The 16,487-nt window shown below is 32.7% G+C and carries 12 protein-coding genes, 2 tRNA genes and 1 pseudogene; 8 read left to right on the top strand and 7 right to left on the bottom strand.

What is annotated here, in order from left to right; genetic code table 11:
• Window positions 1-189: 189 nt before the first annotated feature.
• The 3 genes from O99_RS00725 to rpoH all read left to right on the top strand — a co-directional run bounded on the left by O99_RS00725 (window position 190) and on the right by rpoH (window position 3,733).
• Window positions 190-1,620 (top strand): aldehyde dehydrogenase family protein, encoded by a 1,431-nt coding sequence (locus O99_RS00725; protein WP_035005689.1) that lies wholly within the window; start codon window positions 190-192, stop codon window positions 1,618-1,620.
• 37 nt (window positions 1,621-1,657) lie between these two features.
• Window positions 1,658-2,659: an RluA family pseudouridine synthase gene (locus O99_RS00720; RefSeq protein WP_035005687.1), complete on the top strand. Its 1,002-nt coding sequence runs from the start codon at window positions 1,658-1,660 to the stop codon at window positions 2,657-2,659.
• Window positions 2,660-2,815: 156 nt separating this feature from the next.
• Complete coding sequence (rpoH, locus tag O99_RS00715) at window positions 2,816-3,733, top strand: RNA polymerase sigma factor RpoH (RefSeq protein WP_035005685.1); 918 nt, start codon at window positions 2,816-2,818, stop codon at window positions 3,731-3,733.
• 79 nt (window positions 3,734-3,812) lie between these two features.
• Here the strand turns inward: rpoH and O99_RS00710 are convergent, their stop codons facing one another.
• Both O99_RS00710 and O99_RS00705 read right to left on the bottom strand, forming a co-directional pair.
• On the bottom strand, window positions 3,813-5,246 hold the full coding sequence (locus tag O99_RS00710; RefSeq protein ID WP_035005683.1) for a hypothetical protein: 1,434 nt from the start codon (window positions 5,244-5,246) through the stop codon (window positions 3,813-3,815).
• A 221-nt stretch (window positions 5,247-5,467) separates the two neighbouring features.
• On the bottom strand, window positions 5,468-6,757 hold the full coding sequence (locus O99_RS00705) for an adenylosuccinate synthase (RefSeq protein WP_035005682.1): 1,290 nt from the start codon (window positions 6,755-6,757) through the stop codon (window positions 5,468-5,470).
• A gap of 751 nt (window positions 6,758-7,508) precedes the next feature.
• Here O99_RS00705 and O99_RS00700 point away from each other — a divergent pair.
• Window positions 7,509-7,584, top strand: a tRNA-Phe gene (locus O99_RS00700).
• Window positions 7,585-7,877: 293 nt separating this feature from the next.
• Here the strand turns inward: O99_RS00700 and O99_RS00690 are convergent.
• The gene (locus O99_RS00690) at window positions 7,878-8,093 is read right to left on the bottom strand and encodes a hypothetical protein (RefSeq protein WP_051668833.1); all 216 of its coding nucleotides are present in this window, start codon (window positions 8,091-8,093) and stop codon (window positions 7,878-7,880) included.
• Between the two features lie 4 nt (window positions 8,094-8,097).
• Window positions 8,098-8,604 (bottom strand): annotated as a pseudogene (locus tag O99_RS06605) (lysozyme); the annotation flags it as partial.
• A gap of 244 nt (window positions 8,605-8,848) precedes the next feature.
• Between O99_RS06605 and O99_RS07175 the strand changes: the two are divergent.
• Both O99_RS07175 and O99_RS00675 read left to right on the top strand, forming a co-directional pair.
• Window positions 8,849-9,058, top strand: a complete 210-nt coding sequence (locus O99_RS07175; protein ID WP_051668832.1) for a hypothetical protein — start codon at window positions 8,849-8,851, stop codon at window positions 9,056-9,058.
• Between the two features lie 854 nt (window positions 9,059-9,912).
• Entirely contained in the window at window positions 9,913-10,425 is a 513-nt protein-coding gene (locus O99_RS00675) for a hypothetical protein (RefSeq protein WP_235692182.1), read from the top strand.
• Between the two features lie 128 nt (window positions 10,426-10,553).
• On the opposite strand, the gene O99_RS00670 is transcribed toward O99_RS00675, so the two are convergent.
• The 3 genes from O99_RS00670 to O99_RS00660 all read right to left on the bottom strand — a co-directional run bounded on the left by O99_RS00670 (window position 10,554) and on the right by O99_RS00660 (window position 13,583).
• A complete protein-coding gene (locus O99_RS00670; RefSeq protein WP_235692181.1) occupies window positions 10,554-11,261 on the bottom strand; it encodes a hypothetical protein in 708 nt (235 codons plus the stop codon).
• Window positions 11,262-11,492: 231 nt separating this feature from the next.
• Window positions 11,493-11,936, bottom strand: coding sequence for a type II toxin-antitoxin system HicB family antitoxin (locus tag O99_RS00665; protein WP_051668831.1), 444 nt, complete (start codon window positions 11,934-11,936; stop codon window positions 11,493-11,495).
• Window positions 11,937-13,507: 1,571 nt separating this feature from the next.
• Window positions 13,508-13,583 (bottom strand) — tRNA-Thr (locus O99_RS00660).
• Window positions 13,584-14,049: 466 nt separating this feature from the next.
• Between O99_RS00660 and O99_RS00655 the strand changes: the two genes are divergently transcribed.
• The gene (locus O99_RS00655; RefSeq protein ID WP_035005680.1) at window positions 14,050-14,256 is read left to right on the top strand and encodes a SlyX family protein; all 207 of its coding nucleotides are present in this window, start codon (window positions 14,050-14,052) and stop codon (window positions 14,254-14,256) included.
• A 774-nt stretch (window positions 14,257-15,030) separates the two neighbouring features.
• A complete protein-coding gene (locus tag O99_RS00650; protein ID WP_035005679.1) occupies window positions 15,031-16,464 on the top strand; it encodes an amino acid permease in 1,434 nt (477 codons plus the stop codon).
• Window positions 16,465-16,487 lie beyond the last annotated feature (23 nt).

The following is a 16,487-nucleotide window of genomic DNA, read 5'->3' as shown; positions in this document are numbered from 1 at the left end:
TTTTGCCAAACGTTAAATTTTTTAAAATTCGCAATAAAAGAAATTAATTAAAGAAAAATATAATTCACTGATATGGTAATGTGATACTGCTCTTATGCTTTAAACCTGTTCGCTTTTCATTGAAAAACCTCTTGTTACAAAAGCAAACTGTATTCTATAATTTACAGACAAAGAAATGGTAAATAGATTATGTTAAATAAGAGACAATTTTATATCAACGGTCTATGGGAAAATCCAAATACAAACAATGATCTTCATGTTATTAACCCATCAACAGAAGAAATCTGTGCTGTTATTAGTGTTGGGAATATCAAAGACGTAGATAAAGCAATTACAGCTGCCAAAAATGCTTTTCAAAATTGGAAAACAACTACACCAAAACAACGTCTTGCCTTTATTGAAAAAGTTTTAGAAATTTACGAAAAACGCTCTGAAAATATTGCCAAAACTATTTCAATGGAAATGGGTGCACCTATTGATATGGCGCGAAATTCTCAAACTGCTGCTGGTAGCTACCATATTCGCAATTTTATTAAAGCTTTCAAAGACTTTTCTTTTCAAAAAGTTTTAATAAAAGGCTGTAATCATGCAGTTTTGCAATATGACCCTATTGGTGTTGTCGGATTGATTACACCATGGAATTGGCCCATGAATCAAATAACTTTAAAAGTTATTCCTGCATTATTGGCTGGCTGTACTATGATCTTAAAGCCCTCTGAACTTGCTCCTCTTTCTGCAATGCTTTTCGCTGAAATTTTAGATGAAGCTGCTTTACCTGCTGGTGTTTTTAATTTAATCAACGGTGATGGAATCAATGTAGGCTCTTATTTATCTTCACATCCAGATTTAGAAATGATCAGTTTCACTGGCTCAACAAGAGCAGGAAAAGCTATTTCTAAAAATGCTAGTGATACCTTAAAACGGGTCTGCTTAGAACTAGGAGGGAAAGGGGCTAATCTTATTTTTGCTGATGCTTCTGATGATGCGATTCAACGTGGCGTAAACGACTGTTTTTATAATAGTGGGCAAAGCTGCAATGCACCAACACGTATGCTTGTGGAGCATTCGATCTATAATAAAGCTGTAACAATAGCACAACATATTGCTGCAAAAACAATAGTAGGACTAAGTTCTCAATCAGGAAATCATATTGGTCCCGTAGTATCAAAACAACAGTACGATAAAATTCAAGCGCTTATTCAATCTGGAATCGACGAAGGAGCAACTCTTGTTGCTGGTGGTACAGGTCTCCCTATAAATATGAAAAGAGGTTATTATGTACGGCCAACAGTCTTTGCTGATGTGAAACCGCACATGCGTATTTTCCGAGAAGAAATTTTTGGTCCAGTTCTTTCAATTATTCCCTTTAATACAGAGGAAGAAGCTATAACCTTAGCCAATAATACAGAATATGGTCTCACCAATTATATACAATCACAAGACCGAAATAGATGTCAACGTATTGCTACACAACTACGTTCTGGTATGGTAGAAATTAACGGATACGATTTGCCTGATGGCAGTTATTTTGGGGGTGTAAAACAATCTGGACGTGCTCGTGAAGGTGGCCGTTGGGGAATTGAAGAATTTTTAGATACCAAAGCGATTTCATATTGGTAAAAAATCCCATAAAAAACCTCAAAAAGAGGATTATGTAGTGACACAACACATAACGAATGAAAATGCATGTGGACAACGAATTGATCAATGGCTCGCTAAACAATATAAAGGTGAATTATCACGTTCACGTTTGCAAACTCTAATCCGCGAGGGTTATTTAAAAATTGATGGTCAATTAATAAAGGAACCAAAAACAAAATTAAAATCTAATCAAATCATTGAATTAACAATACCGACTCCTAATGAGGCACAACCTCAAGGTGAAGCTCTAGTTCTTGATATTTTGTTTGAAGATAATCATATTATTGTTATTAATAAACCAGCTGGTCTTGTTGTCCATCCTGGCAATGGTAATTGGACAGGAACTTTAGTAAACGGACTTATTTATCATTGTCGTGATAGTTTATCTGGTATCGGAGGTATTAAGCGTCCTGGTATTGTTCATCGTCTTGATAAAGACACAAGCGGTGTTATGGTTATCGCTAAAAACGACCTTGCTCATAGAAACCTTAATGCACAATTTGCTGATCATGGACGAACTAGCGCATTAGACCGACGTTATCATGCTGTCATTTGGGGTTCTCCTAATCGCAATATTGCGACAATTGATACGTTCCTTGCTCGTTCTTCTCGTGATCGAACAAAGCGCACTGTTGTTCATAGTGAATATGCTCATGCTCGCCGTGCTATTACGCATTTTTCTCTATTAGAGAAATACGGAACCTGTAATGATACAACATCTTTGGCTAGTCTTCTAGAATGTCGTCTAGAAACCGGGCGCACACACCAAATTCGCGTCCATATGTCTCATATTGGTCATCCCCTTATAGGAGACAAAGTATACGGAAACGCTTTTAAAACAAAATCAAATACTCTTGATCCTGAAATTAAAAATACAATTGATCAGTTTAATCGGCAAGCGCTCCATGCAACTAGTCTTACCTTTGAGCACCCAGCTAACAGTGAAATTATGTCTTTTTCCTCGCCATTTCCAAAAGATCTGGCTGACCTTCTCAACCATTTAAAAAAACTTAATTGAAACCTTTAATCATTACAAGATTTTATAATAAAATATCCAGTTTCGAATAAAATCAAGAATTATAATAGTGTAAATAAAGAAAGAAATGTGTTATATATATAATGTTTGTAAATAAAATTCGCCTTTAAGGGAATTCATGCAAAAGGAGGGTGCTCTATGGCCCATATAAATTTACCATCATTTATAGCAAATGATAATGGTCTGAACCGTTATTTAGAAGAAATTCGCCGTTTTCCAGTACTTGAGCCACAAGAAGAATACATGTTAGCTAAGCGTTATCGTGAGTATAATGACCCAAAAGCAGCGCATAAATTGGTAACCAGTCACTTACGTCTTGTAGCGAAAATTGCAATAGGATATCGAGGTTACGGTTTACCCATTGGAGAAGTTATTTCAGAAGGAAATATTGGACTTATGCAAGCTGTTAAGCGTTTCGAGCCAGAACGTGGTTTTCGGCTTGCAACTTATGCAATGTGGTGGATTAAAGCATCAATTCAAGAATATGTTCTGCGATCATGGAGTTTAGTGAAAATAGGAACGACTGCTAATCAAAAGCGTCTTTTTTTCAATCTTCGTAAATTAAAAAATAAACTTCAGATGCTTGATAACGGTGATCTCAATGCGCAACAAGTTAAAGAAATTGCAACACGATTAAAAGTTACAGAAGATGAAGTGGTATCAATGAACCGTAGACTTAATGGTGATGCTTCTCTTAATGCTCCTCTTCTTACAAATAAAGGTGAGAGTTATGAATGGCAAGACTGGTTAGTTGATGATTCAAATAACCAAGAACAAACTTTAATTGAGCAAAATGAATTAGAGAATCGTTATTCCATATTAATACACGCTATGGATAATCTTAATGAACGCGAGAAACGTATTTTTAAAGCTCGCCGTTTAAGAGATGATCCGCTAACGCTAGAAGAACTCTCAAATGAATTTAACATTAGCAGAGAACGCGTTAGACAGATTGAAGCGCGCGCATTTGAAAAAATACAAAATTTCATTAAAACCTCTGCTTTATTCCAGAAGAAAGCACGAAATCAGGTTGATTTGCATAAATCTGAAAAGTAAAAGAAACTTAGCATCATAACGTATATTCATACTACAAAATGATTTATTTAAAGTAGGTTGAGAACAACTTCAGTGTTTTTTACATCAAAGGCTTATGATTGTTTTCTTTCATAAGCCATTTTCCAATAACCTCTTTAAAAATGGCTTGACCTGCTGGTCCCTTTGCAAAATTTAATTCATGCATACGGCCATTTTTATCGCTTATCACTAAATGAAACCAATCTAGATCACGTATCAGCTGTAAATTTCTATCAAGAAACGGGTGATTGCCAACCAATGCAAAAACGAAAAAATCATTATCAATCTTAGCAGTTACAGTTCCAACTAAAGTTTGACTGATCGATTTTCCACTTTCCTTAAAAGTCAATGATTTAATATTATTGATTGCTTGTCCTGAAAATTTATCAGAAATAATAAAAATTAGATCTATAATATAAGCGGCATGCAAAGCTTCATCAGTATTACGACGTAAAGTTAACCGTAATGATAACCCTTCATCTGGAATTGTAATATCACCTCTTATAGCCAATTCTCCTTGAATCCCTTTAACAGAATCTTCTGTTATCAATGACCATGATACACTACCCGTCGTTGCTTTTCCTGAATCATGTTTGGTAGCCATTTGATATAATACAACCTCACCTACCTGCCCAAACGATTTTAAATTAGTTGCAACAACTGTTGATGTCCCTTCTGCACTTGGAGATTCGGTTCTTTCAGCTGGACCAACATCAACCTCACTTCCATCCTCTAATAAGCGTTGTGTTAATTTTCGATTTGTTTGAGTTGCTTTCTGTAGTGCGTTCGACGTTTGAATATTTTTCTCCTGCAAATTTTTATTGCCCGATATAAATATGCGTCCACTAACAAAAAAAATACCACTAAACAAAATAATAATAGTAAAAAAAGAAACAACACTTACTAAAATATGCTTCTGCAGCGATGAACGATTAGCGCGCCGTAAAGCTTGCGAAAAGATATGTGACACAATATGAGCATTATCCACTTGCGAAGTAGACACTAAAAGAGCATTATTAGACATATCTTTTTTAATATTCTGATCCTTTTCATGGGCATTAAAAGCGTCTAACTTAACAAGTTCCGCATCCGGTATATCTGACATTACAGATGCCTCATCACAAATCTCATTATCAACTAAATGAGGAATAGATAATTGTTGCTGTTTTTCTGTAGCCAAAACCGAAGCATTATTTTCTAATGATGATATAGAGCTTTGCTCATTTTTCTCACCACTGTTTCTGTCTGTACAATTCCATCCTATAATTAAAGAAAGTTGTTCTTTTTCAACAGCTAAATATTCCTCTTCAACAATCGTAATAGCACTTTGCAAAGCACTTCTTTGCGCTTCTATTGCTTCTTTTGGCAATTTCATATTTACGATTGTATGCTCTAATGTTTTAGTAGCATGCTCATAAATTTGTTTACGTAATCTGGGCGTAATATCTTTTTGCGCATTAATTTTATTTTTTAAGATCCCAACGAAATCTATCATATTCTGTATAGTCTTTCTTAAACTTAAGAGGAAAACTCCTCAGTTTACAAAATTAAAGCGCTAATCATTCATTACTTTAGCCCTCAACTAACGTAATTGACATTAGTAGAAACGATATAGCAATCTAGATGAGTACAAAAATAAACAACGCTATTTTGTACCTTATCTATTATATAGTCTTAGATGCTTATTTTTGCTATCATTAAGGTATAAGATAAAACTTAATCCCCAAAAGGATCAGCAATGAGGATTGTATCTTTTCGCTCAGGGCTAGTTGATAATAAAACTACTGGTATACCAATTAATTCTTCAATATAGCGCACATATTTGATAGCTTGCGCTGGTAGTTCTGTCAAATTTGATACACGCGCTGTTGTTTCTTTCCAACCCTCTAATGTCTCATAAATAGGCTGAACACGGGCTTGCGCTCCCATAGAGGATGGCAGATAATCTATTCTTTTACCATCAAGTTCATAACCAATACAAACTTTAATTTCATCTAAACCATCAAAAACATCAAGCTTTGTCAGTGCAAGACCATTGACGCCACCAATAGTCACCATCTGACGCACTAAAACAGCATCAAACCAACCACATCGACGTTTCCGACCAGTCACAACACCAAATTCATTTCCGCGCTCTCCAAGAAATTCACCAATTTTATTCATTTCTTCCGTCGGAAATGGTCCTTCTCCCACACGCGTTGTATAAGCCTTTGCAATACCCAATACATAATGAATTGAACTAAGACTCAAACCAGAGCCAATAAAAGCCTGCCCAGCAACTGTATTAGAAGAGGTTACATAGGGATAAGTTCCAAAATCATTATCCAATAATGCACCCTGTGCACCTTCAAATAGAATACGCCGCCCTATACGGTAACTTTCATCCAAAAGACGCCACGTACACTCCATAAAGGGTAAAATTTCATCTGCCACTTGCATCAATTCATCATAAATTGTTTGTGGATCAATTTCTGCAACCCCCATACCACGACGTAAAGCATTGTGATGCCCCATAAGCCTTTCAATCTTTGGCATTAAAGTATCAGCCTCTGCCAAATCTACTACTCGTATGGAACGGCGACCTACTTTATCTTCATAAGCAGGACCAATACCACGTTTTGTCGTACCAATTATCAAACCAGAAACATTACTATCCCGAGCTGTATCAAGATCACGATGCACAAAAAGAATCAAAGGAGCATTTTCAGCAACACGCAAAATTTCCGGTGTAATCTTTATACCCTGAGCACGTAATTTTTTTAATTCTGCAACAAAATGATGGGGATCAATAACTACACCATTCCCGATAATTGATAGCTTTCCACGAACTACACCAGATGGTAACAGTGATAATTTATAACTAATCCCATCAATAACCAATGTATGACCAGCATTGTGCCCACCTTGATATCTTACTACAATATCCGCCCGCTCAGACAACCAATCTACGATTTTACCCTTGCCTTCATCTCCCCATTGTGTGCCGACAACTACTACATTGGCCATAACTTTCTCCGTTGTATTTGGAAAATAACACCAGTGTTCAAAAACAAATGGTTCTTTATAATAAAATTTTATAGCAAGTGTGCCTATTCATTTCAACTTTTTGCTTATTTTCATATGAACAAGCATTTTTAAATCACCAAAATAGACTGCACGTCAATATTAAAAAATACCTCTCTTCATTCAAACACATCACAACTCTTTAAAAAGCCTATACTCTAATACTCACAACAGCAATAACAAAGACCATAATCGTTGCACAATAAAAGTATTATACATATTTGGATAATTTTTCTTAAAGATAAGGTCAAACCATCATCACTACCGACCACAACCTTTCCTAATAACAAAACAATGTAACTTAAAGACGATCAAACTTCCCTAAAATCTAAAGTTCCAGTTTTAAACTTAATAATATTATTATGGCTTTTTACAAATCAATCATTAAGGAAAAAAATATTAGAATATTTTCTCTTTAAAAAATTTTTAAAAATTTCTCATTATACTAATAATAAACTTTCTTCTAACCTACATTATATATTATTCTGAATTTATTATCTTGATGATCACTTTATATTTGGGATACTTGAATGTTTCTCTTAATATATGAAAAAATAGAATATAGTGTAGCTTCACATTCTGAAATAGATACCAAAGAATAAATTTAAAAAAATAGATTATTTTTATTTTGGCGACTAGACAGAAAAAATTTTGATGTTATAACCTCACGAACTCTATGAATTTGTTGAGATATGCCCAGATAGCTCAGTTGGTAGAGCAGCGGACTGAAAATCCGCGTGTCCGTGGTTCGAATCCGCGTCTGGGCACCATCTGCTTTTTAGCAACACATAACTTATTGATTTTATTTATCTTTTTTAAGGTGAGGGATACCAAAATAAAGGTGAGGGAATAGGATTTTAGATTCTTCTCTAAAATCTATGACAAATTAATCCTGTTTTTTGATCTCTTTATCTTTGTGTTTTAACTTTTTGGACCTGTTTCCATCCACACAGCTGTTCACCATATTTGTTATGCTTCAAGATTTGTTTGGCCAAGTTGATACTGATGACAGTGAGATCTTTCTGATCTAAATACAGGGGAGACCACGATACAAGAAAAGCTTCTACTTCCGCACCCACTGAGAAAGATCAGAACGCACATCGCCATCACTTTGCTTATTAACTTCATTTTCTATTTCCAGCCGGGTTATTGCTCTCTTGATAAGGGTTTCTGTTTGTTTTTGCTGTTCAGTCTTCTTGCCTAAACGAAAAGCTCTTACTAAGGCTATAAAAAAGCGGCTATAGCCGCCGTCATCACCACACAATATTTTCTTCCCCACACGATCACAAACGTTCCTCCCGTAAGCGCTTAGCAATCAAGATTAACCCCACACAGGACGCAAGAACTATAATCGTTGCTAAAACCCATTGCACAGGTCCACTTCCTTCTAACAATTCTGCAATTCCCGAAAAAGAAGCTATGAGAGGAGCAAGAATTTCTGCTTTTAAAAGCTTGGGTGATTCTTGTTTTTCAACAAGCTAATAATTAGACGAAACATAAGCGCTCTTCGCCCATAATCCTGCTTCTGCTGCACGACGGTGCACTAAGCCCTTTAAACGCTTGCCTCCCGCTTTTGTCCATTTCTGCAATTCAATGGGGACAGATTCGTAATCGCCTTTATTAAGCTTTTTCAATAAGGTAGAATTTTGGAAAGCTGTAATCCCTATATTATAACAAAAAGAAACAAGAGCTCCAAACTGCTCATCACTTAAGTCAACATAAACCGCTTTCTCTAATGCTCGCTCATATTGACGCAAATCAGTTAAAAGCATCGTTTCGGCTCTTCTTTCGTAAAGATGACGGAGAGGAAGTATGGTATTCAATTCCTTAAGTTCATTTTTGAGGAATGTGGAAGGAAAACCCTGCAAGCGCAGTTCATCGATCATTTTTTCAGGGCTTCCAAGCATTCATCGGTTGCTTTTTGGTGCTCCATTAAAGCGCTTAAAAAACATGCTGCATCCTTTTGATCAAAGCAATGATCTTATTTAAGGTCGCATAAACCATTCTACGGCTAGCATAAAAAAGAACCCGGATTTGCTTTGGGTCAGCAATATCATCAATAGCAAACGGATTATTGAGCATTATGAAATTAAGCTGACAGCAGGAAAAATTGATGCGGTGTATTTTGAAGAAGTACGCCAACGTGTAAGGACAAATGCAGCACGGGTTTGTGATAACTTATTAGCAACCTTAACAACGCAGTGTAAGTATTATTATATCCCTTATGTAAGAAAGAGACAATAGGGAAAAGAAATGCCTCGAAAGAAGAGATGATGAAAACAGTATATGCCAAAGGCATACGCTTCAAGATGATAATGAAGTAGATGCTTTGGCAATTTTATATTTAAGGAAAAAAGAGGAAATACATATCTAATGCAATGCCATGGATAAGATTCCATTTGGATGACTGGATAAGTAGGACAGATAGCATAACATTGGAATAACGTGATGTTTATATAATACTTCTTGTTCATATATACGACAAAAAAGCACCAATTAGAGAAGATTTTGGAACGCTCACACGCGTTTGCAATTTTTCACAAAAAGTTTGCAAATATCTTTAAGTAGATTTGGAAGGGAAGTTTCAGCAAATTAGTGAGAACTGCTGATTGTTTTATGATTTTATATGCGTTTTTAAGAGTGACTAAAAAGTTTTTTTAAGATATAATACTTTCCTGAAATTGTATATAGTATCAGATTTATAAACTAAATGAATCCTTATAATACAAATTAAGAATTTTAGGATGTGTAAATTTCAAAGTATTTGTTAAAAAAGCATAAACAGCCAATATCAATGTAAAAAATATTGCATTAGTCATGAAGTTCTTTCGTGTACTTTTGAAATAACAGAGTGTTTCTCTAATCTTTATGAAAGGTTAGGGGATTTTAGTGCTTAAAGCGATCATCAACTATAGATAAATCATAGATGAGGTTAACTAAAAGAAACTGGCTTTAATAAAAGACATTGCTATTAAAAGAAAAGCAAACGCGAAAAAACTAAAGTTAGTTTATAGCTTCTATCAGAAAATAATTTAAGAAATTGAAATCATTATTTTTCACAGGAAATAAGTATGTTTACAGATAAGTAACTAAGAGCCTTGTTTGGTATTATAACTTTTATATTTTTATGTTTTTCAGGAATAACAAAAAACCTTGAATTTATTCAGGGTGTTTTAATATTTGTGTCTGTTGGTTTAATAATAGTAACAACTATTTTTGCAATTTTATGCAATTCTAATATTCCTTCTGAGTTGCAGAATAACCCAAAATATAAAGATGATGGTACAACGGGTTGGGTGAAACTAACATGCGATTTACAACAGTATATGCACAGACTCTTAAATATAATAATTTTAGCGCTTATCGCTTTAATTTTCCCAAATAGTTATAAAGACACTGTTTCTTTGCCTGTCATTTCTAGGTATGTGGAGCACAAGTTTCCTTTTTCATTAGATACCGTACTTTGGTACTCAGATATTGCTCTTTGGTATTTAAATATTGTACTTTGGTATTATTTTTTATGCCGTGTACTTTTTCTTATGTTGTATACACGCAGTTTAATAAATATATCTATCCTTACGCTACAGTCTTCGATTATCAAGCAACAATGAAATTTCCGATTTCAAATATTAATTCTTCTTTTACAAAATCTTTATTATATCTGCCATTATCATCTTTAAATGCTTTAATAGAGATTTTATGCTGAAAACTTTCAGTATTAAATATTACATCAAACTTATCATATGTATTTCCCACAAAATTTAATTTGTGTAATATGGTTTTTTTTATCTTTTCTTAAAAAATTCCACAAATACTCCCTTAAATTATTTTCTTCTTTAAATTTGATATCTAAAATAAGTTCTATTTCAGTAACATCATCAGTGGGAAGCCCATCAAGAGAATTTTTAGCCAACTCCACTAAATACTTTTCTGATTGTTTTCCAAAAAGTTCTAATTGTTTTTGTTTTTTATATTTTAGTTTTATTTCTTTAATTGAATGCAATTTTTTTTCGAAATCTTCCTTATCAATAAGCTCAGGTAAAATATTAATTTCTTCCTTGAAATTTTCTTTGTAGTATGACTGTAAGCATTGGTTTAACTTTTTACTTGAAGAAAAAAGAAGGAATTTTGTAGGAATCAAAACTCCAAAATATTGTTGATTTTGTTCAATTTGTTTTTTAGAATGCGGATTAGGAACGCTTTGAAAACCATTTTCGGAATCAATAACTTCAGGATTATAAGGACTTTCTTCTCCTGTTAAAACATAAACCCAATAGTAGGTAATTGATTCTACAGAAAATTTCTCAATTGTTAAGGTAGCACATTGATTCTTAACGGTAAGAGTGTAAGTTCCTTCCTGTAAAAATTTATCAATACAATTTGTATTAACTAATTTTGAGTCTGTATCTATTTCATATTTATAAGAAAGGAATTTAATGGTATTCATAAAGCTAATACAATTACAACGTTCGTAGTCTTATGGGTGAAAGACGCTATTCAAGTTATCTCGGTGATTATCAAAGTAGATGGTTTATATCTAAAATATTTTGTGTTTTTTAGAATCATTCAACTAAAAAGCGCGGGCTATAAAATTTTAATTGTAGAAGCAATATGAGTTTTAGAAGAATCTATTTAAAAGCTGCTAAGTTTAAAGGAAGTAAGATCATTTTACCCGCCTTTAAGTCGAAAAGAAATCAAGCAGCATCTTTGTTTTAATAACAACTTTCTTTCCAAGAACAGTTAGTGTTTGCTCTAGTGTCTGAAGTTTAGTTGGATAGTTTAGATCAAGAATGCGTCTTGCTTCTGTTTCTTTCTTGTCAAGACGATGAGCCAATTCTGTTTTTTTGATATTCGCTTCATTAAAAGATTCTGCCACTGCGAACTTCAGAGCATTCCATGCATCCAGCATTACCTCTACAAGGTCTTTATACTGCTGATGTCTGGGTAAAGGTAGGTCACGCATAAGATAACTACGCAGTGCTAATCCTAAAGCTTCGTTAGCATTTTCTAGTACTTCAACTCTATTTTCTCCAGCTGTAATTGCTTCCGGTACATCTGGAAAAGTCACAAAAAAATTATCATCAGGATCAGTTTCAAATTTTACTTGATAAGCATATTCCATATTTAAATCTCCTCACCGTAATCGAAATACCTTTGAAACAAAAGATAAAAGCACTTAAGAGAGTGACTCGTACCTCCAATTCTTTTTTATTATTTTCACGTAAAGCGGAGTTAATTCACCAGATTTTATAACAGTTATTTTGTCTCCAAAAGTTACCAAATAATGTGATCTTTACCTGTATCAGGAACTTCACTGTAATGAACACTTCTTTTCTGGCCTCTTTACGTAATTATCTCAGCAGCACTTCTCGTTCCAACTCATCCTCCTTCATCTTTATAAAATAAAGATCGCACAAAAAAGTTCGATAATTAATAATAAATCGAATAAAAAAGTTTGATATAGCATTTTATAGAAGATATTTTTTGAAGAGCGATGAAAAACACAACAAAAAGAAAAGAATAAAAAGATAAATAAACTATTATTTTCAATTGTTTATAATATTTTTCTATTGAAGAATAAGAGAGGGATACGCTATAATAATTATTGGTAAAAAGAATATTCTCTAATAATAAATCAATTTGTTATTTGTTTAACATTTGCTTTCTTTGTAATTGCTCATCATTTTAAATTGATCTTTTAATACTAGAGCTGTAAAAAATCCGTCAGCTCAAAAAGTAATAACAAATTCTTTTAAATAAGCCTCTATAACCTGCAAGGCCGCAAAAATTCACCGCCAATACTAAAAAATATACACATCTATACGCTTTTACACATATTTACATAACTTGAATTCCGTTGCTATACCCCCGCCTGCCGCATTTAGATAACATTTTTTATTTTTAGTATATTGAAATATATAAATTTTTCTTTAATTGTCTGTTTTTAGATTACCTCTTATGATTTATACAATGTTACCTAATTTGTTATTATTTGCTCTGTATTTTCTTCTAGAATAAATGCTAAGATCTCTTTTTTTCTCGATCTCAAATACTCCACCATAACCAAAGTAACAGAAATAGCCTTTGCAAAATCAATGCAGAGTGGTTTTCACTAATAAGTTTAAAAGCAGCCTCTATTCACATATCGTAACAGATCAATCAATATTATCTTAATTGCTTTCTATTTTGCTATATTATATGAATCGATAGTGTACTTTAAGAGACTACAAAAGCACATTCCATATAATTAATAAGTAGCTTTAGTTAAAATTTATTTCATATCTTATGCAATTCTCTATAAACAGCCTCAACAGCTTTTGACTAAGAAATGAACTGTATCATGAATACTTTCAGAAAAATAATTAATCAGAAAACTATTCAAATCATAAATAGAGGTGAACTGCACACATTTTTAGCTATAAAACGTTTTATAGTTTGAATTATTTATTGCACTCTAAGAATACAATTTTCAATAAGGTAAAGATTTCACGAATTTTACTAAAATTAAGGAAATTCCTCACATAGATGTCTTTTTAAAGACTATACTCTACATTAGATATAGCAAGATAATCAATTAAAGAACAATACAGAGCAAATAAGCATAAATTATGTAAAATTGTATAAATTGCAAAAAATAGCCCTAAAATAGCGAATTAAAGGAAAAATATTGTATTTTAATTTTTAAAGAAGTTATGGTGCCGCATGCCGGATTCGAACCAGCGACCCCATCATTACGAATGATGTGCTCTACCAACTGAGCTAATACGGCATAAACTTGTACATTATTTAAAACTAAAGGCTAATTCGAGGGTAATAACTAAAAGTATATATAAAAGCAAGCAGGTAATTTTTTCAATAATTCATAAATGCAACAGTTACTAAAATAAAACAATAAATCCTTATAAGCAAAAGGATTAAGGCTACATTTCTTGAGTTTCTGTTGTTTAAAAATGAATTAAATATTTCTTCAATTTATGATCATATCTAATTTCAAAAGTAGGACTGAAAGTAAAATTTTTGTGTAATGAAATGATGCTAAATGTTCTGTTTAGAAGAGTGTTTATAATTTTGCGAAGAATGAAAAAATTATTTGACAAGTTATTTTTTGGATGGAAAAAATAAGAGTGTTTGTGTTTTTATACAATCCAAACCATACTAGTATGATAATTATTGGATAGAAAAGTGTTCCTCATTTCTGGACCTAGAGATATCAAGTTAAATGGAGTCAGAAGACGATGTCACATGACAATAGAATGACAGAATTAGAGATTAAACTAGCTCATCAAGAAAAGCTTGTTGAAGAACTTTCTTGTGTGGTGACTGATCAATGGAAAAGTTTAGATGAAATATCTAAAAAATTAAATGCTTTAACAAAACGATTACTCGATTTAGAAGAGCGAAATTCTTCCGAAATTCCTGTTGAACGCCCTCCTCACTGGTAAAAGTATAGTAAAATTAGTATACTCATCCCTCGCAAAATTATAAAAGTATTTTTTGTGTTTTATTAAAAAGTCTGTTTAGTGACTGAATCAAATTATTATTCTTGTTGTTATATTTATTATAATTTTTCTTTAATGTAGTGTAAAAAATATCTTTAATTTGGACTTACTAAAACAGCCAATTTCCGTTATCTTTTAAAAATGTGAATGCTCGAGAAATTATTTTATGAGTAAATATAATAAATCTTAAAAAAAATTCTTTAATATTGAATATATTTTCCTTATTGACAGGCAATTCTATGAAACGATTTTTATAGTTAGTAACTTAAAATATAAGAATGTTATTGTCAAAATGCCAAATATAAATCACGCTGGGAAATTATTGAGAATAGCATTGAAGATAGAAGAAATGATACAATACTACATATAAATTGATTGAGACTATTAATACCTGTCTGAAAAAAGAAACTGCCAATATTTCACTAAATGGATTTAATAATCCAGCTTAATGTGCTAATAGAACATACGCCATCAATAACGAATTATCATATATGTCAATGTAACAAAATAAGCGTCATTAATTTAACTAAAGAGTAAAACATATCTTATTCCTATTATTTTAATAGAATATTTGATATAAGCTATAAAAAATAGAAAGTTGCATTATCATGACAATAAACATGAATTCATTTTTATTGTAATTTTTTATCTAGAACAAAAATATGTAGAAACTGTATTTTGTTTTTATATAAAATTTAGGTTGAATACATCAGAATAATGAAAAATGTTGAGCTAAAACACGATGAATTAAAACGGAGACTTAAAAATCGTCATGTTCAAATGATTGCCTTAGGAGGTGTTATTGGAACAGGTCTTTTCTATGGATCAACAGAAGCTATTCAATTAGCTGGCCCTTCAACCATTTTAGCATATCTTGTTGGAGGGTTCATTATCTATCTTATTATGCGAATACTTGGTGAAATGTCAGCAGAAGAACCAACTTCAGGTGCTTTTAGCTTTTTTGCTTATAAGTATTGGGGATGCCTTGCTGGTTTTATAACAGGTTGGAATTATTGGTTTCTTTATATTCTTGTTGGTATGACTGAACTAACAGTTATTGGGTTTTATCTTGACCACTGGATTTTGATTGATCATTGGAAATCATCTTTGTTGGTTCTTTTGTTTGTCACATCGATTAACCTTATAGATGTACGTTTTTACGGAGAATTTGAATTTGCTCTAGCTTTAATTAAAGTTATTGCTGTTATTGGTATGATCGTATTTGGAACTTTTATCATTATAACGGGGATAAGTGGAAGCCAGGCCAGTATCAGCTATCTTTGGAATCATGGTGGTTTTTTTCCTTATGGCGCAACAGGAGTTATATTTGCTACTGCTGTACTCATGTTCTCTTTTGGTGGCACAGAGCTTATTAGTATTGCCGCAGGAGAAACATCAGATCCACAAAAAACAATTCCATCAGCCATTCGTAAAGTTATGTGGCGTGTTATCATTTTTTATATCGGTTCTATAAGTGTAATTATGATGATAAGCCCATGGAATATGATTAAAAAAAACGGGAGTCCTTTTGTAACTATTTTTGAAACTATAGGTATCCCTGCGGCTGGTCATATTTTGAATTTCGTGGTGATTATGGCTGCTATTTCAGTCTATAATAGCGGTATTTACTCAAATGGTCGTATACTTTATAGCTTAGCGATGCAAAAAAATGCACCGCATATTTTTAGTAAACTTAATGCTACTTGTGTTCCTTATGTTGCTATTCTTTTTTCATCAATTTGTACTGCAACAATTATTGTCATTAATGTTCTTATGCCGAATAATAGTTTTATGCGGATCATGGCTATTACAACGGTAACAGCAGCTATTACTTGGGCTATTATTGTTATTGTGCATTTCAAGTTTCGAAAAGCACATAAAGGTCAAGAAAAATCCTTCGTTTATGCGTTTGGTTTCTATCCTTATGCAAATTATCTTTGTCTTTTTTTTCTTGCACTATTGTTTTGTGTTATGTTTATAAGTGGTTTAGGAAAAAATGGGTTAATTACCCAACTCTTTGAAATGATAGGAATAAAAATAAGCTTTATTGAATCCTATATTCCTACACAAATGCCTGATATGAGTTTAGCAGTTATTATCATTCCTATATGGTGTTCACTTTTATTATTAGGATATAAACTCAAACGATAGTTCTGAAATCATATAAAGGAATT

Origin of the sequence: Bartonella rochalimae ATCC BAA-1498 (assembly GCF_000706645.1) — a bacterium.
GTDB classification, from domain to species: domain Bacteria; phylum Pseudomonadota; class Alphaproteobacteria; order Rhizobiales; family Rhizobiaceae; genus Bartonella; species Bartonella rochalimae.
This window is presented reverse-complemented; position numbering and strand designations above follow the sequence as displayed.

Bases quoted from the DNA above. Each gene is read 5' to 3' on its own strand.
- O99_RS00710 (WP_035005683.1), bottom strand. From the start codon at position 5,246: ATGATAGATTTCGTTGGGATCTTAAAAAATAAAATTAATGCGCAAAAA.
- O99_RS00725 (WP_035005689.1), top strand. From the start codon at position 190: ATGTTAAATAAGAGACAATTTTATATCAACGGTCTATGGGAAAATCCA.
- rpoH (WP_035005685.1), top strand. From the start codon at position 2,816: ATGGCCCATATAAATTTACCATCATTTATAGCAAATGATAATGGTCTG.
- O99_RS00670 (WP_235692181.1), bottom strand. From the start codon at position 11,261: ATGAATACCATTAAATTCCTTTCTTATAAATATGAAATAGATACAGAC.
- O99_RS00665 (WP_051668831.1), bottom strand. From the start codon at position 11,936: ATGGAATATGCTTATCAAGTAAAATTTGAAACTGATCCTGATGATAAT.
- O99_RS00650 (WP_035005679.1), top strand. From the start codon at position 15,031: ATGAAAAATGTTGAGCTAAAACACGATGAATTAAAACGGAGACTTAAA.
- O99_RS00655 (WP_035005680.1), top strand. From the start codon at position 14,050: ATGTCACATGACAATAGAATGACAGAATTAGAGATTAAACTAGCTCAT.
- O99_RS00705 (WP_035005682.1), bottom strand. From the start codon at position 6,757: ATGGCCAATGTAGTAGTTGTCGGCACACAATGGGGAGATGAAGGCAAG.